20 protein-coding genes and 2 pseudogenes are annotated in these 26,026 nt (G+C 67.6%); 7 read left to right on the top strand and 15 right to left on the bottom strand.

Going from position 1 to position 26,026, the window contains the following annotated elements; all coding sequences use genetic code 11:
• Nucleotides 1-146 precede the first annotated feature (146 nt).
• The 3 genes from ACFQB0_RS12660 to ACFQB0_RS12650 all read left to right on the top strand — a co-directional run bounded on the left by ACFQB0_RS12660 (nt 147) and on the right by ACFQB0_RS12650 (nt 1,527).
• Nucleotides 147-599, top strand: coding sequence for a GNAT family N-acetyltransferase (locus ACFQB0_RS12660; RefSeq protein WP_386732197.1), 453 nt, complete (start codon nt 147-149; stop codon nt 597-599).
• A gap of 17 nt (nt 600-616) precedes the next feature.
• Nucleotides 617-940 carry an MGMT family protein gene (locus tag ACFQB0_RS12655; protein ID WP_386732195.1) on the top strand — a complete coding sequence of 108 codons (324 nt, stop codon included), beginning with the start codon at nt 617-619 and terminating at the stop codon, nt 938-940.
• 107 nt (nt 941-1,047) lie between these two features.
• On the top strand, nt 1,048-1,527 hold the full coding sequence (locus tag ACFQB0_RS12650) for a hypothetical protein (RefSeq protein ID WP_386732192.1): 480 nt from the start codon (nt 1,048-1,050) through the stop codon (nt 1,525-1,527).
• Nucleotides 1,528-1,784: 257 nt separating this feature from the next.
• Here ACFQB0_RS12650 and ACFQB0_RS12645 read toward each other — a convergent pair whose 3' ends face one another.
• From ACFQB0_RS12645 to ACFQB0_RS12610, 8 genes are all read right to left on the bottom strand, one after another.
• Entirely contained in the window at nt 1,785-3,590 is a 1,806-nt protein-coding gene (locus tag ACFQB0_RS12645; RefSeq protein WP_386732189.1) for an ABC transporter ATP-binding protein, read from the bottom strand.
• Nucleotides 3,587-5,494, bottom strand: a complete 1,908-nt coding sequence (locus ACFQB0_RS12640; protein WP_386732186.1) for an ABC transporter ATP-binding protein — start codon at nt 5,492-5,494, stop codon at nt 3,587-3,589. Before ACFQB0_RS12640 ends, ACFQB0_RS12645 begins: the two co-directional genes overlap by 4 nt.
• 481 nt (nt 5,495-5,975) lie before the next feature.
• Nucleotides 5,976-7,232 carry a dimethylargininase gene (gene ddaH / locus ACFQB0_RS12635; RefSeq protein WP_386732183.1) on the bottom strand — a complete coding sequence of 419 codons (1,257 nt, stop codon included), beginning with the start codon at nt 7,230-7,232 and terminating at the stop codon, nt 5,976-5,978.
• 38 nt (nt 7,233-7,270) lie between these two features.
• Complete coding sequence (locus tag ACFQB0_RS12630) at nt 7,271-8,347, bottom strand: Glu/Leu/Phe/Val dehydrogenase family protein (RefSeq protein WP_386732180.1); 1,077 nt, start codon at nt 8,345-8,347, stop codon at nt 7,271-7,273.
• A 142-nt stretch (nt 8,348-8,489) separates the two neighbouring features.
• Nucleotides 8,490-10,202 carry a bifunctional phosphoribosylaminoimidazolecarboxamide formyltransferase/IMP cyclohydrolase gene (gene purH / locus ACFQB0_RS12625; RefSeq protein WP_386732177.1) on the bottom strand — a complete coding sequence of 571 codons (1,713 nt, stop codon included), beginning with the start codon at nt 10,200-10,202 and terminating at the stop codon, nt 8,490-8,492.
• Nucleotides 10,199-10,792 carry a phosphoribosylglycinamide formyltransferase gene (gene purN / locus ACFQB0_RS12620; RefSeq protein WP_386732174.1) on the bottom strand — a complete coding sequence of 198 codons (594 nt, stop codon included), beginning with the start codon at nt 10,790-10,792 and terminating at the stop codon, nt 10,199-10,201. The genes purH and purN overlap by 4 nt, the downstream gene beginning before the upstream one ends.
• Nucleotides 10,793-10,833: 41 nt before the next feature.
• Nucleotides 10,834-12,042: a cell division protein PerM gene (locus tag ACFQB0_RS12615; protein ID WP_386732172.1), complete on the bottom strand. Its 1,209-nt coding sequence runs from the start codon at nt 12,040-12,042 to the stop codon at nt 10,834-10,836.
• A 32-nt stretch (nt 12,043-12,074) separates the two neighbouring features.
• Nucleotides 12,075-13,448, bottom strand: a complete 1,374-nt coding sequence (locus ACFQB0_RS12610) for a hypothetical protein (protein WP_386732170.1) — start codon at nt 13,446-13,448, stop codon at nt 12,075-12,077.
• A 466-nt stretch (nt 13,449-13,914) separates the two neighbouring features.
• Between ACFQB0_RS12610 and ACFQB0_RS12605 the strand changes: the two genes are divergently transcribed.
• Both ACFQB0_RS12605 and ACFQB0_RS12600 read left to right on the top strand, forming a co-directional pair.
• On the top strand, nt 13,915-15,294 hold the full coding sequence (locus ACFQB0_RS12605; protein ID WP_386732168.1) for an MFS transporter: 1,380 nt from the start codon (nt 13,915-13,917) through the stop codon (nt 15,292-15,294).
• 285 nt (nt 15,295-15,579) lie between these two features.
• Nucleotides 15,580-15,849, top strand: a pseudogene (locus tag ACFQB0_RS12600) (FAD-dependent monooxygenase); the annotation flags it as partial.
• A 124-nt stretch (nt 15,850-15,973) separates the two neighbouring features.
• Here the strand turns inward: ACFQB0_RS12600 and sucD are convergent.
• From sucD to ACFQB0_RS12575, 5 genes and pseudogenes are all read right to left on the bottom strand, one after another.
• Entirely contained in the window at nt 15,974-16,861 is an 888-nt protein-coding gene (sucD, locus tag ACFQB0_RS12595) for a succinate--CoA ligase subunit alpha (protein WP_386732165.1), read from the bottom strand.
• Between the two features lie 57 nt (nt 16,862-16,918).
• Nucleotides 16,919-18,088 carry an ADP-forming succinate--CoA ligase subunit beta gene (gene sucC, locus ACFQB0_RS12590; RefSeq protein ID WP_386732162.1) on the bottom strand — a complete coding sequence of 390 codons (1,170 nt, stop codon included), beginning with the start codon at nt 18,086-18,088 and terminating at the stop codon, nt 16,919-16,921.
• A gap of 264 nt (nt 18,089-18,352) precedes the next feature.
• A pseudogene (locus tag ACFQB0_RS12585) lies at nt 18,353-18,694 on the bottom strand (carbon starvation CstA family protein); the annotation flags it as partial.
• Between the two features lie 122 nt (nt 18,695-18,816).
• Nucleotides 18,817-21,267 carry an ATP-dependent helicase gene (locus ACFQB0_RS12580; RefSeq protein ID WP_386732159.1) on the bottom strand — a complete coding sequence of 817 codons (2,451 nt, stop codon included), beginning with the start codon at nt 21,265-21,267 and terminating at the stop codon, nt 18,817-18,819.
• 48 nt (nt 21,268-21,315) lie between these two features.
• A complete protein-coding gene (locus ACFQB0_RS12575) occupies nt 21,316-22,338 on the bottom strand; it encodes a glycerophosphodiester phosphodiesterase family protein (protein ID WP_386732156.1) in 1,023 nt (340 codons plus the stop codon).
• A 38-nt stretch (nt 22,339-22,376) separates the two neighbouring features.
• Here ACFQB0_RS12575 and ACFQB0_RS12570 point away from each other — a divergent pair, with 38 nt between their 5' ends.
• A complete protein-coding gene (locus ACFQB0_RS12570) occupies nt 22,377-22,904 on the top strand; it encodes a hypothetical protein (protein ID WP_386732153.1) in 528 nt (175 codons plus the stop codon).
• 61 nt (nt 22,905-22,965) lie between these two features.
• On the top strand, nt 22,966-23,778 hold the full coding sequence (locus tag ACFQB0_RS12565) for a Bax inhibitor-1/YccA family protein (RefSeq protein WP_386732151.1): 813 nt from the start codon (nt 22,966-22,968) through the stop codon (nt 23,776-23,778).
• Between the two features lie 169 nt (nt 23,779-23,947).
• Here ACFQB0_RS12565 and guaA read toward each other — a convergent pair whose 3' ends face one another.
• Nucleotides 23,948-25,528, bottom strand: coding sequence for a glutamine-hydrolyzing GMP synthase (guaA, locus tag ACFQB0_RS12560; protein ID WP_386732148.1), 1,581 nt, complete (start codon nt 25,526-25,528; stop codon nt 23,948-23,950).
• A complete protein-coding gene (locus ACFQB0_RS12555; RefSeq protein WP_386732144.1) occupies nt 25,525-25,974 on the bottom strand; it encodes a DUF3817 domain-containing protein in 450 nt (149 codons plus the stop codon). Before ACFQB0_RS12555 ends, guaA begins: the two co-directional genes overlap by 4 nt.
• Between the last annotated feature and the right edge of the window lie 52 nt (nt 25,975-26,026).

The following is a 26,026-nucleotide window of genomic DNA, read 5'->3' as shown; positions in this document are numbered from 1 at the left end:
AGGGTGTGGGGCCGTGCGGCCCAGACAAGCCTACCCGAGTCGGACAACTTCTCTTGACATCGAGACAGTTGGGCTACCGCCTCCTCCGCAACCGTCCCCCGAACACCGGGTACCTCGTTCCGCGTTCGGCAGGTTAGCCTTGCACTATGCCTACGTTGAGCCTGGAAGAACTGTCAGCGAGCAATATCGTTGCGGCGAACAGCTTGAGCCTGAAACCGGGGCAAGAGCAGTTCGTCACCCCCGTGTCTTACTCTGCCGAGACCTCGGTCATCGACCCGGCCGCGGCCTGGCAGCGAGTCGTGCGTTTCGACGACAAGGTCGTCGGCTTCATCCACGGCAACTTCGACCCCGAGAACGAGCATGAGGAGTTCCGGGCCTGCATCTGGCGCATCAACGTCGACGCGGATGCCCAGGGCAAGGGCGTCGGCCGCTTCGCGGCGACCGCCCTCGCCGAGGAGGCGCGCAAGCGCGGCGTCGACCGCATCACCGTCATGTGGGAGCCGGGTGAGGCCGGACCAGAGGCCTTCTTCCACCGCATCGGCTTCGTCGACGTCGGCCAGACGCAATACGGTGACGTCATCGGCGCACTGCAACTCTGAACTCGGCGGCTGCCAGCATGCGCCTTCCCGCGGAGAGCGGCTTCGTCTCGCACGTGCTCGAGGTCGTCGAGGCGATCCCGCCTGGTCGGGTCATGACCTACGGCGACATCGCCGCCGAGCTCGGTTCGCGCGCTGCGCGGGTGGTCGGACAGGTGATGGCCTACTACGGCGAGGGTGTCCCTTGGTGGCGCGTCATCCGCTCGGGGGGTCACCCGCCCGTGCACCACGAAACACGCGCGCTCGAGTACTACCGCGACGAGGGCACGCCGACCGTCACGACGACGACGGACGCCGGCTATCGGGTCGACTATGCGAAGGCACGCTGGCGACCCGAGCCGTGACGGCGAAGATCATCCTCACGGAGGAGGATGTTCGCACCAGGGGCTGACGCCGCCGTGGTATCCAGGCCGTTGACTGGATATCACCGTCCATCCGTCCAGGAGATTCCATGCCAGCTCCACCCGCGCCCTCGCCCCCTCGCCGTGTGCTCAGCAGGACCGCTCTCGCAGGCACGACCGCCGTCGCCTGCTTCGGCCTGCTCAGCGGCTGCTCGACTCTCTCGGTCGTCACGGCCGTGACGCGCCCTGCCGAGGCGGCGATCTTCAGAGACCTCGCCGACGCCGAGAAAAATGCAACGGGCGTCGAGCTCCCTTCCTGGCTGCCTGATGACGCCGAGAACATCCGGATCAAGGTGCGCACCGACGGCTCGGGCGCAATCATGATGTTCGATTCGGCCGGCATCGACAACTCCGAATGCACGACGAAGGAGGTCGTCCGGGTGCCGCACCTGCGCGACTCGTGGTGGCCGGAGCACCTTCCCGGTCACGCGATCGGCTGCGAGCGATGGGGCACTGTCAGCGACAGGGGGCACGTCTACGCCTGGACCTCTCACGATGTGCGCGTCGCTGTTGACTCCCGTAGACGGTGACCGCCAACCCCGCGTCCGTCGTCGAGCGGACACCGCTCCTCGCCCACGTCCGACTCTACCCAGCGCCCCCGCCTGACGCTCATCGACCTGGCTGACTCCGCCCACCGAGCCTGTAGAACTCCGCTGGGCCGTTCCTGAGCATCGCGCCGTCGATCCTGGACAACGGATGACACGGACGAGGCGTCGCCGAGACATCTCGGCCTCGACGACACCATATTCCGCGAGCTCCTCAGAGTCGGGGAATCGGCCGCGTCCGGCTACACGAGCGAGTCGCGCCACGCCGCGTGCAACTGGGCGAACCGTCCCGTTCCCGCGATGAGCTGCTCGGGGCTGCCGTCCTCGACGACGCGGCCGTGCTCCATCACGAGAACCCGGTCGGCGATCGCGACCGTCGACAGGCGGTGCGCGATGATCACGGCAGTCCGGTCGGCGAGCAGGGTCTGCAGGGCCTCCTGCACGAGCCTCTCGCTCGGGATGTCGAGCGAGGAGGTCGCCTCATCGAGGATGAGCACGGCAGGATCGGCGAGGAACGCCCTGGCGAAGGAGATGAGCTGCCTTTGACCGGCGCTCACCCTTCCGCCACGCTTGTTCACGTCGGTGTCATAGCCGTTCGGCAGGCCCTCGATGAACTCGTGCGCACCGACGGCCTTCGCCGCCGCGACGATCTCCTCGCTCGTGGCATCCGGTTTTCCGATGGCGATGTTGTCCGCCACCGAACCCGAGAAGAGGTAGGCCTCCTGCGTGACCATAACGATCGCCCGGCGCAGATCCTTAGGGTGCAGCTCACGCAGGTCGATGCCGTCGAGCGTGGCGCGTCCCTCGCTCGGGTCGTAGAACCGCGAGATGAGTTTCGCGAGCGTCGACTTGCCGGCACCGGTCGACCCGACGAGCGCGATCGTCTGGCCGGACGGGATGTCGAGATCGAAGTTCGGCAGGATGACGCGATCGCTCCGGTAGGCGAATCGAACGTTTTCGAAGCGCACGTGACCGGTGGACTCCCAGAGGTCGACGGGCTTCGCCGGATCGGGAACGCTCGGTTCCTCTTCCAGCACCCCCGAGATCTTCTCGAGCGCCGACGCCGCCGACTGGTAGGAGTTGTAGAACATCGCCATGTCCTCCATGGGATCGAAGAACCGCCGCGTGTAGAGCAGCGCCGCAAGGAGAACGCCGATCGCCAGCTGCCCGTCGATCACCCGGAAGCCGCTGACGAGCAGCACCACGGCGACCGTGACGTTGCCGATGAGCACGAGGCCTGGATCGTAGACTCCGAAGATCTGGATGACTTTGCCGTTGACGTCGCGATAGTCCTCGACGAGGACGCCGAACTCCTTTTCGTTGCGCTTCTCCTTGCGGAATGCCTTGACTGCTCGGATGCCCGTCATCGTCTCGACGAAGTGCACGATGAGCTTCGCCGACGCGACGCGCGACCGGCGGAACAGCACCTGCGAGCGCTTCTGGAACCACCGGGTCAGCGCGAACAACGGCACGAGCGCAACGAACAGCACGACGCCGCTCACCCAGTCGAGCGAGAGAAGCGCGATCGCGGTGAACACCATGTAGAGCACACCGGACACGAGCTGGTTGATGCCGGAGTCGAGAAGTTCGCGGATCGAGTCGAGGTCGCTCGTCTGCCGCGAGATGATCCGCCCCGAGGTGTACGACTCGTGGAATTCGAGGCTCAGTTTCTGCGTGTGCAGGAACACCCGTTTGCGCAGGTCGATGAGGATCGCCTGGCTGATCCGCGCCGAGAGCACGATGTACCACGCGATGAGGCCTGCGCCGACGACGCTCGTGCCGAGATAGGCGGCCCCCGCCCAGGCGAGCGGGAACCAGTCCCGCTCGAGCAGAGCCGGCAACCCCTGGTCGATTCCGAAGGCGATGAGCGCCGGCCCGGCGACCTGCGCGGCCGTCGACACGAGGACGATGACCATCGTGAGCACGACCCTCCACCGCAACGACCGCAGCAGCGAACCGAGTAGTCGGAGCGACCGTCGGCGGATCTGACGCGACTCAGACTTGCTGAAGTCGTGCCGTTCCTCTCCCTGCACACCGTTGACGCTCATCGGGCCACCTCGCCGACGTTCGAACGATCGGTATTCGAGGGGTCGGCGTCCGAGAGGTCGGCGTCCAGGAGATCCCGTTCGTCCTCACGCTGCTCGCGCTCGTCCTCTTCGAGACTCGAGATGACGAAGCGGTAGTGGTCGCTCGTGGCGAGCAGCTCCGAGTGACGGCCGATCGCCGTGATCCGACCATCCTCGAGCAGCGCGACCCGATCGGCGAGCATGACGGTCGACGGCCGGTGCGCCACGATGAGGGCGGTGGTAGACGCCAGGACGTCGCGCAGGGCTGCCTCGACGAGGGCCTCCGTGTCGACGTCGAGCGCCGACAGCGGGTCGTCGAGCACGAGTACCGCCGGCTTGGCGGCGATGGCACGCGCGAGGGCGAGTCGTTGACGCTGCCCGCCGGAAAGGCTCATCCCCTCCTCGCCGACCTTCGTGTCCACTCCCTCCGGGAGCTCGTACACGAAACCGGCCTGCGCGATCTGCAGCGCCTGCTCGAGCACCCCATCCGCTACAGTCGACAACTCGGCGAGCTCTGGCCGGCCGAGCAGTACGTTGTCGCGCACGGATGCCGAGAACAACGTGGCGTCCTCGAACGCCATCGCCAGGTGCCGGCGCAGTTCCTCGCGGCTGAGGTCGCGCACATCGACGCCGTCGAGTTTCACGGCGCCTCCCGTCACATCGTAAAGTCGCGTCGTGAGCGCCGTCAGGGTCGACTTGCCGCTTCCGGTGAGGCCCACGAGCGCCATGGTCTCGCCGGGCTCCAGACGCAGATCGACTCCGTCGATGAGATCGGGGAATCGCGCGGGCGAGTCCTGATAGCGGAAATGCACGTTCTCGAAGACGAGCTCCCCGCGCGGTTCGTCGATCGTGACCGGGTTCACAGGGTCGGTGATGATGTTGACCGAGTCCATGATGTCGAAGAAGCGATCGGTCGCCGTGCGAGCGTCGAGCGTGAAGGCGAGCAGGAATCCGATCGATTCGACCGGCCAGCGCAGCACCGTCGCGGTCGCGAAGAACGCGACGAGCTCGCCGACGGTCATCTGGCCGCTCGCCGCGAGCCACACCCCGACCACGAGGCACAGGGCCAGTGCGACGTTGGGCACCAGGAGGAGCCAGAGCCAGATTCGCGAGTCGAGTCGCGCCTTCTCGATCTCGGTCCCCCGCAAACTCTCGGCCTGCGCCGCGAAGTTCTTGAGCGCGTACGTGCCGCGACCGAATGCCTTGAGCACGCGGATGCCGTGCACCGACTCCTCGACGGCGGTCGCGAGGTCGCCGGCCTGGTCCTGGCTACGCCGGGACACCTCCGAGTACTTGCCCTCGAAGCGGAAGCCGATGATCCACAGCGGGCTGGAGCACACGACGAAGATGAGACCGAGCATCCAGTTCATCGACAGCAGGATTGCGGCGCCTACGACGATCGTGACGAAGTTGACGATAAGCAGCACGAGGCCGAAGGACATCCAGCGGCGGATCATGTTGAGGTCGCTGACCGCCCGCGAGAGCAATTGCCCGCTCGGCCAGCGGTCGTGGAAGCCGACCGGCAGGTCCTGCAGGCGGGAGTAGAGCGCGTTGCGCATGCTCGCCTCGACCCGCGTGCCCGGGGTGAGCACGAACCAGCGGCGCAGGGCGATCATGATCGCCTCGAGCACCCCGAGGCCGAGCACGAGGATCACGGCGGGCCAGATCTGCGACGGATCCCCGTCGCTGAGCGGTCCGTCGACGAGCCATTGAAGCACCTGCGGGATCGCGAGCGCGACGAGCGAGGCGAGCAGCGCCGCGAGCATGCCGAGGTAGATGCGCGACATGGCCGGTTTGGCGTAGCCGTACAGGCGAAGCAGCGAGCGGATCGTGCTCACGCGCTTTACCGGTTGAGGTGGATGTTGTTGTTCAACGGTCGCAGACATGGACGTTTTTCCCTGAGATGTTGTGCCGTGCTGAAGGCACCGACGACGAACGGTCGGTGAGAGGCCGGGCGCTGAGTTCACGCTTCGGCAAGAGGTGGGTGATGCGCGCCGGAGCTGCGGCGCGCCGTGCGTTACTCGGACGTCGCCTAGTGTGCGCGTCGCGCGAGAAGGAGGGCGGACGGCGCGAGGACAACGGCGCCGAGATCCCGGATCTCCGCCGGTGCGTGTGCTGTCTGTGTCATTGCATCCTCCTGTGCGCGTCGTCGTGCGTTCCTATGGGCGCTTGCGGCGCCTCATGGGAGCCGGGCGCAGCCTTACAGACTATGCCGATCGTGAGACCAGGTGCAAGAGCCCTCGCCCCGCGAGACTGCATGAATCGTCGAAAAGAGCCCTCTAAACGTCGATTCACGCAGTCTCGAGGAGGAGAGGAGAGGAGAGGAGAGGAGGGGAGGGGCAGGGAGGGAACCGTCGGAACGCGAACCTAGCGCACGCGCACGCTGAGACAGGTCACGCAACCCTCGAGCTTCTCGAACTCGCTGATGTCGACGACGACGACCCGGTAGCCGAGGTCGGCGACGAGCGCAGCGCTCTGCGGGGCCGAGGCTGCCATGAGAACCGTGTCCGGCCCGAGGACGACGACGTGGGCGCCACCCTCCTCAGGCATCGGCAGAAAGCGGTCGAACATCGAAGGATCGTCGATGATCGGCTCATAACCGATGATCGTGCCATCTGGAAGAGCCGTGACCGCACTTTTGAGATGCAGGGCCTTGCTGACCGGCACCGCGATGACGGTGTACCCGAGCGGGGCGAGCAGGGTACGCAGCTGGCGGACACCCTCGGAGTTCGTGCGCGACGAACGACCGACGTAGACGGTGGCTCCGACTTTGAGCACATCGCCGCCGTCGAGCGTTCCCGGCTGCTCGATACGACGGATCGTGAGCCCGCCGAGTTCGCGCACCGCCTGTTCTGCGCCGACCGTCTCTTTGCTACGGGCTTCGGCACCGGGGCGCGTGATCACGGCAAGGTCGCCGAACATGACGACGGCGTCCTCGATGAAGACGGAGTCGGCAAGCTCCGGAGCAGCCGGAACCTCGACCGTTTCCCAGCCCTCGGCTACGAGCGCCGCACAGTAGCGGTCCCACTGCTCGTCGGCGAGCTCCGGGTCGATGGTGCTGCGTTCGATGTGCGTCACCTCGCCGTCGGCGAGATTGGACGCAGGGATCCGCACGAGCGCGACGCGCCGCTCGCCCGAGCCGCGCCCGATATTACGGAAGGCGATGACTCTCGCGAAAACCCGTCGCCCGAGCGTCAGTTCGACGAGAGCGACCGCGAGTACGAACACGAGGTTCAGGCTGAGCAGGCTGCTGAGCACATAGGCGACGACGTCCGGCGTGAACGCGGTCCCGGATGACGCGACCGTGACGGTCGTGCCCACGAGCGCCGCGAAGACGCCGCCGCCGAGTCCGCCCGCGAGGGCGGGGAGCCATCCTCGTGTCGCGCCCAGCAGATTGAACACCGTGAGCAGCACGAAGGCGATGATCGTGGACAGCAGGAAGTAGTTCGCCACCTGGGCGATCGTCTGAGCCTGGTGACCGTTGCCGATGAAATAGGCGAGAACCGTGACGAGATACGAGACGAGCGCTACGACGAAAGCCGAGACCGCGGCGGCAAGCACGACACGACCCTGGCGGCCGGTGCGGATCGTCGGGGCGGAAGCGGCGGGAACCGGTGTAGTCATGATAGCGAGACTACCCGGTCCCGCCGTGCATCCGTGCCTCAGACCGCGTCGAGCCGCGCGCGGGCGCGGCGCTCCGCGGCGACGAGGGTGGTGGTTCCGTTCGCAGAAGCCTCCTGGTAGACGGCGGCGACGGTGTCGCCGATCGCGTCGACCCTGGCCGCGATCGCCGCCAGATCGGCCCCGGGTTCCGAGGCGAGTGCGAGGTACACGACACCGCCAGCGTTGACGACGAAGTCCGGCGCCCACAGGATGCCGCGCTCCGCGAGCAGTGCGGCGCACTCGCGCGAGGCGAGCTGGTTGTTGGCGGCACCGACGACGCCGCGCACACGGAGTTCGGAGATGACGCGCGGGGTCAGCGCGCCGCCGACACCGCAGGGGACGAACAGCTCTGCCTCGACGGTGTGAGCGGATTCTGGCTCCACCCAGGCGGCACCCAGTTCGTCGGAGAGTCGCCGCTTGGCGCGGTCGACATCGCTCACGGTCAGGCGCGCACCCGCGGCGGCAAGCGTGCGGGCGAGTCGTCCTCCCACCTGTCCGAGGCCTGCGATGACGATGCGGTGTCCCGCGACATCCCTGCTGCCGACGACGGCAGCGAGGGTGGCGAGGATCCCGGCATGCACTCCGGCCGCCGTGGCGTCCGCAGGTTCACCGATGCCGCCCCGCTCGGTGGGAAGGCCGCAGACGTACGCGGTGCGCTCGGCGACGACGGCCATGAGCTCGGCGCTCGTGCCCACATCCTCCGCCGTCTTGTACACGCCGCCGAGGCTCTCGACGGCGTCACCGAGGTCGAGCATCACGTCACGTTTGCCGACATCGCTCAACACGGTGCCGTGGGGAAGGTAGACGACGGATTTGCCGCCGCCGCGATTGAGCCCGGCTACGGCGTTCTTGAGAGTCATCGCCGCAGAGAGTCGTAGGCAGTCCGCGAGCGCATCCGTCCAGGTGTCGTAGTGCCAGACGCGGCATCCGCCGAGTGCCTGCCCGAGCTTCGTCGAGTGGACCGCGACGCTCATGACGAGGCCGGATCTGGCCCCCGTCGCGATGAGCACGCGTTCATGGTCGAAGTCGAGCGTGGCCGGCGCGTCCAGCTCCATCGCGGGCTGCGTGATGGTCATGGTATCTCCTCGTGTGCTGTCTTGTGAACAGGTTCGCGAACACAGGATGCGAATCCGCCCATGACAGCGGCGGAGCGCACCGATACGGCCTCGGTTCCCCGCGGATCGCGCGTGGAATCGACGAGCCTACTCTGCGCCGAGTTTAGTGGAAGAAGTGGCGCTCCCCCGTGAAATACATGGTCACGCCGGCTGCCTGAGCTGCCGCGACGACCTCGTCGTCGCGCACGGAACCACCCGGCTGCACGACCGCGCGCACACCGACCTCGAGCAGCACCTGCACGCCGTCGGCGAAGGGGAAGAACGCGTCGGATGCCGCAACGGATCCAGCCGCGCGCTCGCCTGCTCGCGTCACGGCGAGGTGGCAGGAGTCCACGCGGTTGACCTGTCCCATCCCGACGCCGACGGAGGCGCCGTCACTCGCGAGCAGGATGGCGTTGGACTTGACGGCACGGCAGGCGCGCCAGGCGAACTCGAGGTCGGCGCGGGTCGCGGCGTCCGCCTCCTCACCCGCGACGAGCTGCCATGCGGTGGAGTCGAACCCCTCGAAACCGTCGATCTCCTGCATGAGCAGGCCGCCTGAGATGTGCCGCAGCTCGATGTCGCCGCGGGTGTAACCAACCGGGAGACGCAGGATACGCAGGTTCTTCTTCGCGGTCAGCAGTTCGAGCGCTTCGGGCTCGAAGCCGGGAGCCACGAGAACCTCGGTGAAGATGCCGCTCACCGTCTCGGCCATCGCGCGGGTAACGGTGCGGTTAGCGGCGATGACGCCGCCGTATGCCGAGACTGGGTCGCACGCGTGGGCACGGGAGTGCGCCGAGGCGATCGCATCGTCCGCACCGGGGTCGGCTATCGCGATGCCGCAGGGGTTCGCGTGCTTGACGATCGCGACGGCCGGCTCGACGAAGTCGAATGCTGCGCGCACGGCTGCATCCGCGTCGACATAGTTGTTGTAAGACATGTCCTTGCCCTGCAACTGCTCGGCCTGAGCGATCCCGATGCCACCCTCGATGCTGTAGAGAGCGGCCGACTGATGCGAGTTCTCGCCGTAGCGGAGCACCGCACTCAGATCGGCGTCGACTTCGACCGCCCCCGGCCAGTCCTGGCTCTCGTCGGAGTCATCGACATCATCGTCGGAGTCATCGACATCATCGTCGGAGTCGTCGACATCATCGTCGTCGACATCATCGTCATCGAGGTCGACATCGTCGGCGTCAGCCCAGTGATCGTAGACGTTCCCGGCGAACCAGTTCGCGACGCCGAGGTCGTAGCCGGCCGTGTGCTCGAAGGCCAGGCTCGCGAGCCTCTGCCGAAGACGCAGGGTCGTGCCACCGGCCTCGACGGCCTCGATAACCTCCTCGTAGTCCGCGGGATCGACGACGATCGCGACGTTCGCGTGGTTCTTGGCGGCCGCCCGCACCATCGCCGGTCCGCCGATGTCGATCTGCTCGATGACGTCGGACGCTTCAGCCCCCGAGGCCACGGTCTCGGCGAAGGGATACAGGTTCACGACCACGAGCTCGAAGGGCGCGATGCCGAGCTCGGCGAGCTGGGCCTCGTGCGACTCGAGGCGCAGATCGGCGAGGAGGCCGGCGTGCACGGCAGGATGGAGCGTCTTGACGCGACCGTCGAGGGCCTCGGCGAAGCCGGTCACAGAGGCGACCTCCGTCACGGGATGCCCCGCACCGCGAATGGTCGCGGCCGTCGATCCGGTCGACACGATCTCGACCCCGGCGGACGCCAGCGCCCCGGCCAGTTCGCGCAGGCCCGACTTGTCGCTCACCGAGACGAGCGCCCGGCTGATCTGCACGACGTCCCGTGCGCGGTAGAGGCTGGGATCGTGGCTGGGGCCGCTCATGCTGTGCGTAGCTCCTCGAGGTCGACGTGTCCGTTGGCGATGTCGAGCACGGACTGCACGAGCAGGCGGCGTTCGACGGATTTGATGCGCTCATGCAGCGTGTGTTCGGTGTCACCGGGTAGCACGGGAACACGTTCCTGCGCGATGATGGGGCCGCCGTCGATGCTGTCGTCGACGACGATGAGGCTCGCACCGGTCTGGTCGACCCCGGCTGCGAGCGCGTCACGCACGCTGTGGGCGCCAGGAAACTCAGGCAGGTAGGCGGGGTGCGTGTTCACGAGGTTCGGCGACAGGGCGGCGACGACGCGCGGCGGAAGGAGTCGCATGAGTCCGCTGAGGATCACGAGGTCCGGCTGCCACTGCTGCACCTGTTCGAGCAGGGCGTCGCCCCACGAGTCGCGGTCAGCATAGGCCGTGAAAGCGACGGTGAAGGTGGGGATGCCGTACTCCTCGCCGAGGGCGAGCCCGTCGGCGTCGCGGTCAGAACCGATGGCGACGACCCTGGCCGGGAATTCCGCGTCCTCCGAGGCTTCCACGAGGGAGCGGAGGTTGGATCCTCCTCCTGAGATCAGCACGACGAGCTTCAGCACGCTACGAGCCTACCGCCCGCGCGCCGGGCTCGTCGCAGCCGTCAGAGAGCGCCGCGCCGCCCGCCCGAGAGGAGGCCGAGCACGGCCGCCACACCGATCTCCGCGGCCGCGAGGCCGGCGACGAGCCACGGCTGCGGCCCCACCTCGACGAGGCGGCCAGGACCGGCCGCGCCGGCCGACCACCAGGCGAGCAGGCCGAGCTCGATGCCGGCGACGATCCCGACGCCCGCCCCGGTGGCAAGCACGGCGAGGATGCCGCGACGCACGCCGGGCGACATCCGCTGGCGCAGCATCATGCCGCAGAGAAAGCCGAGCAACACGGGAACCAGCAGCCCGACGAAGCCGAAGGCCGGCTGTCCCTGCGGGAGCGCACCGAGGAGGGGAAGTCCTGGCACCGGCCCGAGCACGGTGCCGCCCGGCGAGACGCTCGTGCCGACGCCGATCGCGAACCCCGGACCGACGAGCCAGCTCGCGGCCCAGATCACGGCATTGGGAAGAAGGGCGAGCTGCAGCACGGTCAGCGAGACGCCTCCCATGATCCCGGCCTGCAGCGTCTCGTAGAGACCCACCACCGTCGTATAGTTCGCCGCGAGGAGCACCGTCACGAGCAGCGCCGAGAGTGCGAGCACCCCCGCCGAGGCTGCCGTGCCACCGCGCAGCGCTGCCACGACTCCATCACGGACGACGGTTGGCCAGGCCTCGGCCCGCAGCCATCGGGACAGCATCCTGCTCCCACCATCGAGCCGGGCCTCGCCGACCTCCGAGCCGATCAGGACCCCGAGCGAGTACACGCCGACGGGCAGCACCAGGCTCTGCAGCGTGTTCGGGTTCACGACCTCGTGTCCCGAGCCGAGCGCGGCGGCGATCGCGAGCACCCCGTAGACGGCGATCGCCACCGAGCAGCCGAGCAGGCGCAGACCGGTGGCAGACGCGCGCAGTCCCGCGCGGTATCCGAACAGCACGGCGAGCACCGCGAAGCCGAGCAGCGCGATGGTGAGCTCGAACGGCTGCTCGGCTCCCGGCAGGGCGAGCGCAGCCGCGGTCGCCTGCGGAAGCTGCACCGTGAGGTCGACGCCGTTGCCGAGGAGCCACACGTCGACGGCCGCATGCCAGAACACGACCCAGTCGATGCCCAGCCCGAAATGGCTCGCCCAGAGGATCGTGAGCGGCACGACCGCGATGCCCAGCCCTATGGCGAGGGCTATGAGCGCCTCGAGGGCGGCGAGGAGGGCGACGGCTATACGGTTCATTCGACTGGGAGCCTACCCGCCACGGGGTCGGCTCAGCCGACGACGACCGGGGTGTCTTCGTCTGCGCTCTCGGGAACCTCGGTGATCGGCCGCTGCACGATCTCCGAAATGCCGAGCACGACGAGCGTCAGCACCGCAGTCCAGACGATAAGGGCCGGAGACAGCGGACGAACGAAGAGGATCACCGCCGCCGCGACGAGCGAGACCACGACGCGCACGACGACCCTCTGCCGGTAGAGCAGCTCGCCGAACCGTCCCGTCGAGAGCTTGTGCGCCTCCCCTGTTCGGCGCAGGGAGGCGATCCACCCTGAGAACAGTCCCCTGAGCGCCGTCGTCACCCGGAACGGCCCCGACAGCCACGTCACGAGCACGACGGTCACCGCGAGCACCGTCACCGCGAGCACGCTCGCGCCGATGCCGCCCGTGATCCGATCGTAGATGACGCCGGCGGTGTCGGCGGGCATCACGCTCGGCGCCATGCTCGCGACGAAGACGACGCGGCCGATGCTCAGGACGATGCCGAGCAGGGTCATGACGAGCGCGAGGCCGATGCCGGCCCACAGCACGGCGACGACCCTGCGGCGCGCGACGAGCACACCCGCGACGAGGAACAGCAACGCGACCCAGGGCAGCCAGGTGCCTGCGGCGATGGCGACGTTGTAGCCGATCTGCACGTACGTGACCGTGTCGGAGGTCGCGACGACGATCGTCTTGTCGATCACCGGAATGCTCTCGGCGAAGGCGATCCCCTGCGCAACGAGCGCGGTCTTCACCTCTGCGATGATCGGTCCGAGCTGTATGCCGATCTGGCCCCCCGAGCCGACGCTGACGGCGGCCGAATCCGATCCCTGGATCGTGGCGACGAACTGACTATGGCTGATGCGCAGCGCCTGCGCCCAGATGTCGGCGAACGCCGCGGACGTCACGAGCTTCTCGACCACACCCGTCACGAGCGAGCTGAGCCCGGCCGCAGCCGGCTTCTCGAGCAGCCGGAGCGCATCGGCGGCCCGCGGCGGGAGGCCCAGGTCGGCGATCCCGTCGAAGACGGCGCTCGTGAGCGCCGGAATGTCCACCTGGTCCTCGATGGCGGTCACCACCTGATCGGTCACATAGCTCTGCACGGCCGGCTCCTTGGCAAGCGGCGCAAAGGTCGCGACGAAGGAGTCGGTGTCGGACAGCTCGGTCTTGGCCCAGTTGGCCACGGCGGCGAGCGGCGCGAGCACGAGGCCGACCACGATCAGCACCGATGACAGCACCGTCCACCACCGGCTCCTGCCTGCGCGCGCCCGTCCGGCAGCGTCGGCCGTCACGGTCCGGGAGGCTTGCGCATCGCCGAGTCTTCCGCGCAGCTCCGCGTTCTCCGTCTCGAGCCGTTCGACGAGCGCCTGCAATTCGGCATTGTTCATGCGCGCCATCCCCCCACCTCCAGCGTCTGATCCTCAGACTAGCGGCGACCGGCGGTGCCGAATAGGGCCGAACAGGAAGGGGCCCGTTGCGAGGTCCGCAGATTCCAGGGGCCGGCTCCCGGAGTGGCGTGAAGCCGCCCGCGCTGTCGCCGCGTATCGCGATCGATGGGATGACACCGGTGACTCCCCACACTCGAAGGAGTAGGTGGTGGTGGGAGCTGGCGGGAGTTGGTCCACGCTGATACGCCCGGGAACGGTAGTCGAGGTGGATCGCGATGATCTTGCCTGGCCGGGGAATCGCTACGGACATGGGCGCCTCGAGCGCGTCATGGGCGCCTCCTCGAGCGTTCGGGGTGCTTCGGAACGGATCCTTGGCATCATATCCAAAATCGTATATTATCGAGAGCACCCCGGCGAGCATCATCCCGTGCATGCCGCGACAACGAAGTCACAGAGGAGACACACCATGAGCGGGCAGGCACCGGAGGGCTTCACTCCGACGGGAACCATTGCGACGACGGCCGATCGGCGCCGCGTGGTCTTTGCCACCGGCATCGGGACCGCCGTCGAGTGGTACGACTTCTTCATCTACGCCACGGCCGTCGGCCTGGTGTTCGGGCAGCTGTTCTTCGAGCCTCTGGGCGCCAATAGTGCGCTCATGGCCTTCGCCACGGTCGGCGTGAGCTTTCTCTTCCGCCCACTCGGCGCGTTCCTCGCCGGGCACTTCGGCGACAAGCTCGGTCGCAAGACGGTGCTGATGTGGACGCTGATCCTCATGGGCGCGTCGACCGCACTCATCGGCGTGCTCCCGACGTACGAGACGATCGGCCTCGCGGCGCCGATCCTGCTGGTGCTCCTGCGGATCCTCCAGGGCATCTCGGCCGGCGGCGAGTGGGGCGGGGCGGTGCTCATGGCCGTCGAGCACGCCCCGAGGTCCCGACGCGGTGTGTTCGGCGCCGCGCCGCAGATCGGCGTCCCGCTGGGTCTTCTGCTGGCATCCGGCGTGATGGCGCTCATGACGGTCATCGCTCCGGGCGACCAGTTCCTCGCCTGGGGATGGCGGATCCCGTTCCTGCTCAGCGTGGTGCTGATCCTGGTCGGCTACTACGTGCGTCGCAAGGTCGAGGAGAGCCCGGTGTTCGCGGAACTCGCCGAGCGCAAGGACAAGGCGCGGATGCCGATTGTGCAACTGTTCCGCAAGCACCTGCTCCTGGTGATCATCGCCGCGCTGGTCTTCGCCGGCAACAACGCGGTCGGCTACATGACCACGGGCGGGTACATCCAGGGCTACGCGACGAACCCCGAGGGGCCGGTCGGCCTCGAGAGGGGGCCGGTGCTCTGGGCGGTCGCCGGTTCCGCCGTCACCTGGTTGGCGTCGACCCTCCTCGCGGGCTGGGTGTCGGACCGGATCGGTCGCCGCACGACGTACATCGTCGGCTGGGCGCTCCAGCTGGTCGGCGTCTTCACCCTGTTCCCGCTGGTGAACACGGGCCAGATCGGACTGCTTTTCGCGGGGCTCGCGATCCTCACCCTCGGTCTCGGCTTCACCTACGGCCCGCAGGCCGCGCTGTACACGGAGCTGTTCCCCGCGTCGATCCGCTTCTCGGGCGTCTCGATCTCCTACGCGATCGGCGCGATCGCGGGTGGTGCATTCGCTCCGACGATCGCCACCGCGATCGTGCAGGCCACGGGCTCCACGCAGGCCGTGACCTGGTATCTCGCCGGGATGACCGTGCTCGGACTCGTCGCGACGCTACTGCTGCGCGACCGCTCCGGCATCCCACTCAGACCGGACCACGAGGAGGAGCAGGCGAAGAGCCCGATCTACGGACTCGCGAAGGCCTGATCGTCTCTCGAGGACGCCGGTGCGCTCTCATGCGGGCGCACCGGCGTCTCGTTGTAAGTACGGGTGCATCTTCGGTTCCGTACCCAGGCTGGATTCGCGAGATCGGGTGCGATCGAGCCGAACTTCCGCGTGACGGCGAAATCCGGCCTGAATACGCTACAGCGCGCGGCTCCTCGTCGAGCGAGAGAGGCGAGCCGGAGTCGGAGAGGAACCGGAGTCCGAGATGGAGGGCCTGCGCTCCGGTCAGCCGCCGAGGGCACTGCCGTTCGGAAGGAATCGACGACGGTGCAGTTCCACCACCACGGATACGTCTCCGGAGACCCGCGCGTGCTCCCCGCGGCGGGCACCGGGATCGACCGCCCCGCTGACCTCCCCGACGAGATGGACGTGCTGATCGTCGGATCCGGACCTGCCGGCATACTGCTCGCCGCGCAGATGTCCCAGTACCCAGGGCTCACCACCTGCATCATCGAGCGCCGCGACAGGCGCCTCGTGCTCGGCCAGGCCGACGGCATACAGCCCCGCGGCGTCGAGACGTTCCAGGCCTTCGGCTTTCACACTTCGATGCGGAACCCGCGCGAGTTGGCAGATGACTTTTGCGACATGGGCACATGGACTGTCGTTAGCCGAACGGCCCCGCGGCTCCGGCGGGTTCTGGGGGCCGTTCGACGCTGTCGAGCTAGAGCGAGGCGAGAAGCTCGCGCATGAGGTTGGCGGTCTCGCTCGGCGTCTTGCCGACCTTGACACCGGCGGCCTCGAGGGCTTCCTTCTTCGCCTGGGCGGTTCCGGCCGAGCCCGAGACGATGGCGCCCGCATGGCCCATGGTCTTGCCCTCTGGGGCGGTGAAGCCCGCGACGTAGCCGACGACCGGCTTGGTGACGTTGGCCTTGATGAAGTCGGCCGCGCGCTCCTCGGCGTCGCCGCCGATCTCGCCGATCATGACGATCGCCTTCGTCTCTGGGTCGGCCTCGAACGCCGCGAGGGCGTCGATGTGAGTGGTGCCGATGATCGGGTCTCCGCCGATGCCGATGGCGGTCGAGAAGCCGAGGTCGCGCAGCTCGTACATCATCTGATAGGTGAGCGTTCCCGACTTGGAGACGAGGCCGATCGGTCCCTTGCCGGTGATATTGGCCGGCGTGATGCCCACGAGCGACTCACCTGGCGTGATGATGCCGGGGCAGTTCGGGCCGATAATCCGTGTCGTATTGCCCTTGGCCTTGGCATACGCCCAGAACTCGGCGGAGTCCTGCACGGGCACGCCCTCGGTGATGATGACGAGCAGCGGGATCTCGGCGTCGATGGCCTCGATCACGGCGTCCTTGGTGAAGACCGGCGGCACGAAGACGATCGAGACATCGGCACCGGTCTCCTCGACGGCCTCCTTGACGGTGCCGAAGACGGGCAGCTCGACCTCGCCGTGCACGACGGAGGTGCCGGCTTTGCGGGCGTTGACGCCTCCGACGACCTGCGTGCCGGCCTTGAGCATGAGGGCGGTGTGCTTGGTGCCCTCGCCCCCGGTGATGCCCTGCACGATGACCTTGGAATCCTTGTTGAGGAAGATGGACATTTCGCTAATCCTTTTCTGAACCTGAAGCGATCTCTGGGCTGATGTCGACAGGCTCGATCAGCGACCGGCGTTGGCGAGCTCTGCGGCCTTGTCGGCGCCCTCGTCCATGGTCGCGGCCAGCGTGACGAGCGGGTGGTTGGCTTCGTTGAGGATGCGACGCCCCTCTTCGACATTGTTGCCGTCGAGGCGCACGACGAGCGGCTTGTTCGCGCTGGAGCCGAGCTCGGCGAGAGCTCCGACGATGCCCTTGGCCACGGCGTCGCAAGCGGTGATGCCGCCGAAGACGTTGACGAAGACGGCCTTGACCTGGGGGTCGCCGAGGATGACGTCGAGGCCGGCGGCCATGACCTCCGCCGATGCCCCGCCGCCGATGTCGAGGAAGTTGGCCGGCTTCACGCCACCGTGGTTCTCGCCGGCGTAGGCGACGACGTCCAACGTCGACATGACGAGGCCGGCGCCGTTGCCGATGACCCCGACTTCGCCGTCGAGCTTGACGTAGTTGAGGTCGGCGGCCTTGGCCTTCGCCTCGAGCGGGTCCGCCGCTGCCTTGTCTTCGAGGGCCGCGTGGTGCGGGTGACGGAAGTCGGCGTTCTCGTCGAGCGTGACCTTGCCGTCGAGGGCGATGACGTCGCCCTCTTCGGTCAGCACGAGCGGGTTGACCTCGACAAGCGTCGCATCCTCGCCGGTGTACACCGCGTAGAGCTTGACGAACACCTCGGCGACCGCGTCGACGATCTCGGCGGGGAAGCTCGCGGCGACGGCGATCTCACGGGCCTTCTCCAGGTCGATGCCGGTGCCGGGGTCGATCTCGATGCGGGCGAGCGCCTCGGGCTTCTCCACAGCGAGCTGCTCGATCTCCATGCCGCCCTCGAAGCTCGAGAGCGAGAGGTAGGACCGGTTGGCGCGGTCGAGGAGCACCGAGAAGTAGTACTCCTCGGCGATGCGGGCGCCGGCCGCCACCATCACACGGTGAACGACGTGACCCTTGATGTCGAGGCCGAGGATGGCCTTCGCCGCCTCGAACGCCTCTTCCGGGTTCTTCGCGACCTTGACGCCGCCGGCCTTGCCGCGCCCGCCCGTCTTGACCTGGGCCTTGACGACGACGACGCCGCCGAGCTTCTCCGCGGCCGCACGCACCTCCTCGGGGGTGTCCGCGACGATACCCGGGAGCACCGGGACCTCGTACTGTTCGAACAGATCTCTGGCCTGGTACTCGTAAAGATCCACGCTGCTCTTCCAATCCGCACTCAGCGTTCATGCATGGCATTTGGGGGGTGGCGACAGCGCTCGGGTGCCGGAAAAAGCTCGACGTCGAAGCACGCTGGCCACAGAGAACTCTACCCCGTCTGAGCACGGTCGTTGCGCGGCGGGAGCGGCCACTGTCTGGTCGATGAGAGCTGAAGACGCGCCAGAAGCCCCGCGTGCCGGCCGCCGCCCATCGCCGTCTACGGTTTCGATCGGCGCGATCTTTGAGGGGCTTCTCGCACCGGAACCGAAGAGCACGCGGCGGTCGGTCTGCACGAAGTCCTTGCCGTCGGCGCGGTACTCGGCTGGCGTCGCCCTCGTGTCATCGGGCTTGGTGATGAATTTCTGGATCACCTTCGAGTAGAAGCGGTACCCGATGAGGTAGGTACAGATCGCGGCGAGCACGAACCAGATGGCGTTGACGGTCTCGCCGCGCACGATCGCGAGCATCGTCCAGGCGACGCCGCCGAGAAGGGCGATGGCGACCCAGAGCGCGGTCTTTGCGGGAGTCCACCCGTTGCGTTTCGACTCGGTCTGGTCGATGGAGACGGGTGGCAGGTCGACCTGCGTGGTGGGGGCCTTCGACATTGATGATCTCCTGGGTCGCGTCGTTGCGTTTCCCGAAGACTAGAAGCGCGCACGCGGCATCGACCCCTGGATGCGGTGGGCGGTGCCAGCTGTGCGACGAGCGGTAGCCCGGTGGCGACGAACTACAGCTTTTCGATCGGAGCGATCTTGATGAGGAGCTTCTTCGCACCGGAGCGGTCGAACTGCACGTGCGCGACCCGCTTGGTCCCCTCTCCGGTGACCTGCGTCACCCGCCCCTCGCCGAAATCGGCATGGCGGATCCTGTCGCCGGCCGTCAGCGTGAGATCGCCGTTGTCGCGCACCTGCGCCGTGACGCGGTTCGGCCACTCGGCCTTGGGTCTCGGGGCCGGTGAAAGCTCACCCTGCCCGCCGAAGCCACCCCGGGAGCCATAGCCGTCGCGTCGGGCGTTGAGGGCGCGGGGCTGGGTGCCTCCCCGCGAGTTCGCCATCCCCGGCGACTGCCGCCAGTCGATCAGCTCACCCGGGATCTCCTGCAGGTAGCGGCTCGGCATGGCGACCGAGGTCTCGCCGAACTGCGCACGTGTCATCGCGAGCGACAGATAGAGCCGCTTGCGCGCACGGGTGATGCCGACGTAGAAGAGGCGGCGTTCCTCTGCGGGCCCGCCGGGCTCGCCCGCCGACATCTGGTGCGGAAGCAGACCCTCCTCGATGCCGGTCAGGAAGACGGAATCGTACTCGAGCCCCTTCGCAGTATGCAGGGTCATCAGCGACACGGTCCCCGAGGAGTCGTCGAGTTCGTCGGCCGCGGCCACGAGCGACACCTGGGTGAGAAAGTCGACGAGGCCGGCATCCGGATTCTCGCGCATGAAGTCCTTGGTCTGGGCGAGCAGTTCCTCGACGTTCTCGGCACGTGTCTCATCTTGCGGATCGCGACTGCTGCGCAGCGTCTCGAGGAGCGCGCTCTGCTCGAGCAGGAAGCCGAGAACCTCCGAGACGCCCGAGACGCCCGCAGGGTTCGACGGCTCGAGTTTAGCGGCCGCCTCGTCGAGCATGCCTGCGAGCTGCAGGATGGCCGTCGTCACCTTCGGACCGAGACCGAGGCTCCCGGCGTCGCGCATCGCCTCGCGGAAGGTGATGCCGTTGGTCTCGGCAAAGCTCGCGAGCTGGGTCTCCGTCGCCGGTCCGATGCCGCGTTTCGGGGTGTTGAGGATTCGGCGCAGGGCGAGCTCATCGACCGGGTTCGCGACGGCGATGAGATAGGCGATGGCGTCTTTGATCTCAGCTCGCTCATAGAACTTGGTGCCGCCGACGACACGGTAGGGCACGGCCGAGCGCACAAAGATCTCCTCCAGTGCGCGGGTCTGCGCGTTGGTGCGGTAGAACACGGCGATGTCACGGTAGGCGACGCCGGCGCCGTGGAGCGCTTCGATCTCGTCGGCGATGAACTGGGCCTCGTCGTGGCCGGAGTAACCGGTGTAGCCGGTGATCTTGTCGCCGTCGCCGACGGCGGTCCACAGCTTCTTGTCTTTGCGGTCGAAGTTGTTGGAGATCACCGCGTTGGCGGCCGAGAGGATGTTCTGGGTGGAGCGGTAGTTCTGTTCCAGCAGCACCACCTTGGCACCGGGGTAGTCGCGTTCGAACTCGACGATGTTGCGAATGTCCGCTCCGCGGAAGGCGTAGATCGACTGGTCGGAGTCGCCGACGACCGTCAGGGAGGCTCCGGGGATGCCGCCGGAGGCATCCTGTAGCGAGCGCACGTGCATGCCCGCCGTCTCCATCTGCTCGGCGAGATCCGGCGCGACCGGACGCGTCAGCTCGCGGATGAGCGAATACTGCGCGTGGTTCGTGTCCTGATACTCGTCGACGAGGACGTGCCGGAAGCGGCGCTGGTAGAGGGCGGCGACGTCGGGGAAGGAGCGGAACAGGAAGACCGTCTCGCTGATGAGGTCGTCGAAGTCGAGGGCGCTCGCGGCACGCAGCCTGCGCGTGTACTGGCGGAAGATCTCGAGGAACATCACCTCTTGCGGGTCGTCGAGATTCGCGTTGCGGGCGTAGCTGTCAGCGTCGGCGAGCTCGTTCTTCAGCTTCGAGATCCTGTTGGAGACCCCGGCAGGGGTGAAGCCCAGGGTATCGGCGTCGAGCTCTTTGATGATGCGCTTGAGCACATTGCGGACGTCTGCGGAATCGTAGATCGTGAACGTGCCGGCGAGCCCCGCCTTCTCGGCCTCTCGGCGCAGGATCCGCACGCACGCCGAGTGGAAGGTCGAGATCCACATGCCATCGGATGCCTGCCCGAGCAGCTGCTCGACGCGCTCGCGCATCTCGGCAGCAGCCTTGTTGGTGAAGGTGATCGCCAGGATCTGGCTCGGCCAGGCCTCCCGGCCGCCGATCAGGCTCGCGATGCGGTGCGTGAGCACGCGCGTCTTGCCGGAGCCGGCTCCGGCGACGATCAGCAGCGCCGAACCGCGGAACTCGACCGCCTCGCGCTGCTCGGGATTGAGTCCATCGAGCAGGCTGCCGTTCCCCCGCGCCCCCCGCTGGTCCGCATCCGGACCGTCGTGCACGATGAGGGGGGTTCCAGAGGCGGCGTCTGGATCAAAGAGAGTCGTCATGGCTCCCTCAAGTCTAGGCGCGACCGCCGACCGCCAGCTCTGCGCGGATCAGTTCTCGCTGGCGTCGCGAACCGCGACAGCGAGGTCGGGATGGTCGACGAACACGCCGTCGACGCCCGTCGACATGATCGCCCGGAACTCGGCCTGCCAGTCGCCGAACACGGCTTTCGCTCGGCCAACACGGAACGCGGGGTCGAGAAAGCGGTTCTCGGGGCGAAGCGTCCAGCAATACACCTCGAGCCCGGCGGCGTGGGCATGGTCGACGAGCTCCGAAGCCGCAGGGCCCCCCGTGTCGACGGTCGTGCCCACGATCATCGACTTGTCAACACTGACCCCGTCGACGCCGCCACCGCTGAGGCCGTACATCCCGGTCTCGGTCACATAGTCGGCGTAGGATTTCACCGCGCGCCCGTCGGCGAGCACATCGTCGGCCGGGGCGCCCCTCGATTCCACGAGGAAGATCCGCTTGCCTGCGACCCCGCGGTCGCGCAGTTTCTCGAGCACGGTCAGTTCGAAGGACTCCATGGTCAGCCGGCCGTCGCCGACATCCCAGCCCGCGTCGTCGACCTCGGCGGCGAAGAGCTCGTCGAGCGGCAGGCCGATGGATTCGAAATAGCTCGCGTGCTTGATCTCGGCGACCATCCCGATGCCGCGCCCGAGCATGTCGGCCGCGTCGTCGATGAGACCGAAGAGGTCGCGCAGGCGCAGGATGGGGAACTGTCCGTCGAAACTCGCGCTGAGACTGCGCAGGCCGGGAAAGCGCTCGCGGGCGCGCAGCGTGCTGAGCTCCCCCCACGTGAAGTCCTCGGTGAACCAGCCGGTGAGCTCGACGCCGTCGACGACCTTCGTGGTACGCAGCCGGGCGAACTCCGGCCGGTCGACGACATCGGTCGTGCCCGAGATCTCATTCTCGTGACGCAGCACGAGCACACCGTCCCTGCTTGCGACGATGTCGGGCTCGACGGCTTCGGCGCCGAGCGCGAACGCGAGGTTGTAAGAGGCCCTCGTATGTTCGGGGCGGTAGCCGCTCGCACCACGGTGCCCGATGATGATCGGTTTCGACAGCGCCATTCCCCCAGGTTAGCCGCCGGGATGCCACAATCGAGACGATGACCGCATGGACCGACCCGATCGCCCCGTCGGGGCCGCCGGTACCCGTCGAACCGACCTCGTCGCTCCCGCTGCGCTGGGGCGGCTACCGGGGACGCTGGTGGACCGGCCTCGTGTGCGTTGCGCTCGGCATCGCATCCGTTCAGCTCACGAGCACCTTCAGCCTGGGTTTTCTTCTCGCCGGAACCGCCTTGCAGGCCGTGGGCTGGCTCGCCCTGCCTGCAGCCGGCTGGCGGCGGGCTCTCGTGCTCCTGCCCTGCCTGTTCACGTCATGGCTCGTGATCGGCGGCGCGGGATTCGCCGTGTTCTACGCGGTGTTCGCCGCGTCCTGGCTCCTGGTGCGCCACCGCCCGCTCCTCTCCTGGATCGCCCTAGCACTGCCGATCGCTACAGGCCTGCTTCTGAGGGTGTCCCCGCACGAGTACCGGTGGAACATGATCTCGTTCACCCTCGGCGCTGCCGCCGTGGTGTCCTCGGCCTGGCTGGCCCGGGCGATCTCCCGCCATTTCCCAGGCAAAACCCGCTAGATTGGAGGGGATGCCGCCCGTCGGCGTTCCCACTACCACGCACGTGAGACCAGAGGATCCCATGGCACTCGACAATCCCGCCTTCACTCGCAACCCCGCGTTCACCCCGCAGAGCGGCGCCGCTGCGGCGAACGCCGTCTCGGTGGAGCAGCTGCAGGACATCTACAACCGCCCATCGGCGAGCGCGAGCGAGACCGACCGCATGACCGTGGAAGACACGGTCATGAAGACCGCCGTGAGCTTCGGCTTGCTCGTGGTCGGCGCTGCCATCGGCTGGGTGTCCGCCCCGACGGCGCCATGGCTGTGGGTCGCCGCCGCCCTCGTCGGCTTCGTCCTGGCCATGGTCAACATCTTCAAGAAGGAGCCGTCCCCCGCGCTCATCCTCGCCTACGCGGGAGTGCAGGGCGTCTTCGTCGGTGCGATCTCGGCGTTCTACGAGGCCCAGTTCTCCGGCATCGTCGTTCAGGCTGTGCTGGCGACCCTCGTCGTGGTCGGCGTCACCCTCGCGCTCTTCGCGAGCGGCAAGATCCGCGCCTCGAAGAAGGCGACCAAGGTCTTCCTCATCGCGATGGTCGGCTACCTGGTGTTCTCCCTCGTCAACGTGGGCATCATGCTGTTCGGCGGCGCAGGCGGCAATCCGTGGGGCCTGCGCGGCAGCTTCGAGATCTTCGGTATCCCGCTCGGCCTCATCCTCGGCGTGCTCGTCGTGATCATGGCCGCCTATTCGCTCGTGCTCGACTTCGACTTCATCCAGAAGGGCGTGCAGAACCGCGTGCCGCGCAAGTACGGCTGGTCCGGCGCCTTCGGCATCATGGTCACCGTCATCTGGCTGTACCTCGAGATCCTGCGCATGTTCGCCATCGCGCGCGACTAGCTGCGGTCTTTTACGATCACAGCCTCTTACGACTCGGGCCGTTCTTCGGAGCGGCCCTTCGTCGCTCCTGGCACCCGTTCGCCCTCGGCGGAGAGACCATCAAGCCTCGGGTTCCCTGGCGCGTGTCCGCGTCAGCGACCGGTCCGCGGGCGGAGGCGCCGTATGGCGACTACTCCCATTCGATGGTGCCCGGCGGCTTCGAGGTGACGTCGAGCACGACGCGGTTGACACCGGAAACCTCGTTGGTGATGCGGTTCGAGATGCGCGCGAGCAGATCGTAGGGCAACCGGGTCCAATCGGCCGTCATGGCGTCTTCCGACGAGACCGGCCGCAGCACGATGGGATGCCCGTAGGTGCGGCCGTCGCCCTGCACGCCCACCGAGCGCACGTCGGCGAGCAGCACGACCGGGCACTGCCAGATCTGCCCGTCGAGGCCGGCGGCCGTCAGCTCGGCGCGCACGATCGCGTCGGCCTGACGGAGCAGTTCGAGGCGTTCACCGGTGACCTCGCCGACGATGCGGATTCCGAGGCCAGGCCCCGGAAAAGGTTGCCGCTGCACGATCTCCGCCGGCAGACCGAGTTGGGCGCCGATCGCGCGCACCTCGTCTTTGAACAAGGCTCGCAGCGGCTCGACGAGCTCGAACTGCAGGTCTTCGGGGAGACCGCCGACGTTGTGGTGACTCTTGATGTTGGCCGTGCCCGATCCACCGCCGGACTCGACGACATCCGGATAGAGCGTTCCCTGCACGAGGAAGCGGATGGGGTCGCCATCGGCCGCGGACTCCGCGACGAGACCGGCCTGGGTACGCTCGAAGGTGCGGATGAACTCGCGACCGATGATCTTGCGCTTCTCCTCGGGGTCGGTGACCCCGGCGAGAGCGCTCAAGAACTGCTCGCGGGCGTCGACCGTGACCAGGCGGACGCCCGTCGCCGTGACATAGTCCTCTTCGACCTGTCGGCGTTCGTCCTGGCGAAGCAGGCCGTGGTCGACGAAGACGCAGACGAGCTGATCGCCGACGGCCTCGTGCACGAGCGCCGCGGCTACGGCCGAGTCGACGCCGCCGGAGAGGGCGCAGAGCACCTTGCCTCCGCCGACCTGGGCGCGGATGCGCTCAACCTGCTCGGCGATCACGTTGCCGCTGTTCCAGTCCGCGGGGATGCCCGCAGCGCGATGCAGGAAGTTCTCGAGCACACGCTGTCCCTGCTCCGAGTGCTTGACCTCGGGATGCCACTGCACGCCGTAGAGCCTGCGGGCGTCGTCGGCGAACGCGGCGACCGGGGTCGAGCTCGTGGAGGCCAGCACCTCGAAACCCTCCGGCGCCTTCGCGACCGAGTCGCCATGGCTCATCCACACGGTCTGTTCGGCCGGCTGACCGGCGAGCAGAGCGTTGGAGCCGTCGGTGACGGTAGCCGCCGTGGCCCCGTACTCGCGCAGACCGGTGTGCGCGACCTCGCCGCCGAGTGCCGTCGCCATGACCTGGAAGCCGTAGCAGATGCCGAGCACGGGGATGCCGAGCTCGAAGATCGCCGGGTCGAACCGGGGAGCGCCCTCCTCGTATACCGAGCTCGGGCCACCGCTCAGAACGATGCCGGCGGGATTCCTCTCGGCCACCTCCGCCGCCGTGATCGAGTGCGGCACGATCTCGGAATAGACGGATGCCTCGCGCACCCGTCGGGCGATCAGCTGCGCGTACTGCGCGCCGAAGTCGACGACGAGAACGGGCTGCTGCGCGGTCTGCTGCTCGCTCACCGGTGTGCCTCCACTGGGTCGGTTTCGGATGCGGCGACGGCCTCACGATCCGCCAGATAGTCCTTCACTTCGCGGGTGATGCGCACCTCGAGGAAGAAGGAGAGGAAGGGGACGATGCCGCCGAGCGCGATGAGCAGGAACCTGCCGAACGGCCAGCGCATCAGGCTCCACAGCCGAAAGTCCGAGAAGAGATAGACGACGTAGAACCAGCCGTGCACGATGAGGATGCCGGTGCTGAGGTTGACGGCGGCCACCGTGCCGGCCGGCACGAATGCGAGGAACCCCCGCGTTCCACCGAGTTCGAGCTCCAGCCCGCCTGCGTATTTGAGGAGCATCTCGGCGCAGAGCAAGAGCAAAAGCACGCCCGTGATGACGGATGCGACCTGGTAGAACGTCACCGCCCCCCGGATGCGCGGAAAGTCGGCGGTTCTCGGTTCGAGCGGCATGATCCCAGTCTACGGTGCGCGTCCGGTCCGGATTGCCGGCGGGCACGAGCCT

It is taken from the genome of Luethyella okanaganae (assembly GCF_042660285.1).
Taxonomy (GTDB): domain Bacteria; phylum Actinomycetota; class Actinomycetes; order Actinomycetales; family Microbacteriaceae; genus Luethyella; species Luethyella okanaganae.
The sequence above is the reverse complement of the archived record's forward strand: the minus strand, read 5'-3'. Positions and strand labels throughout refer to the sequence as shown.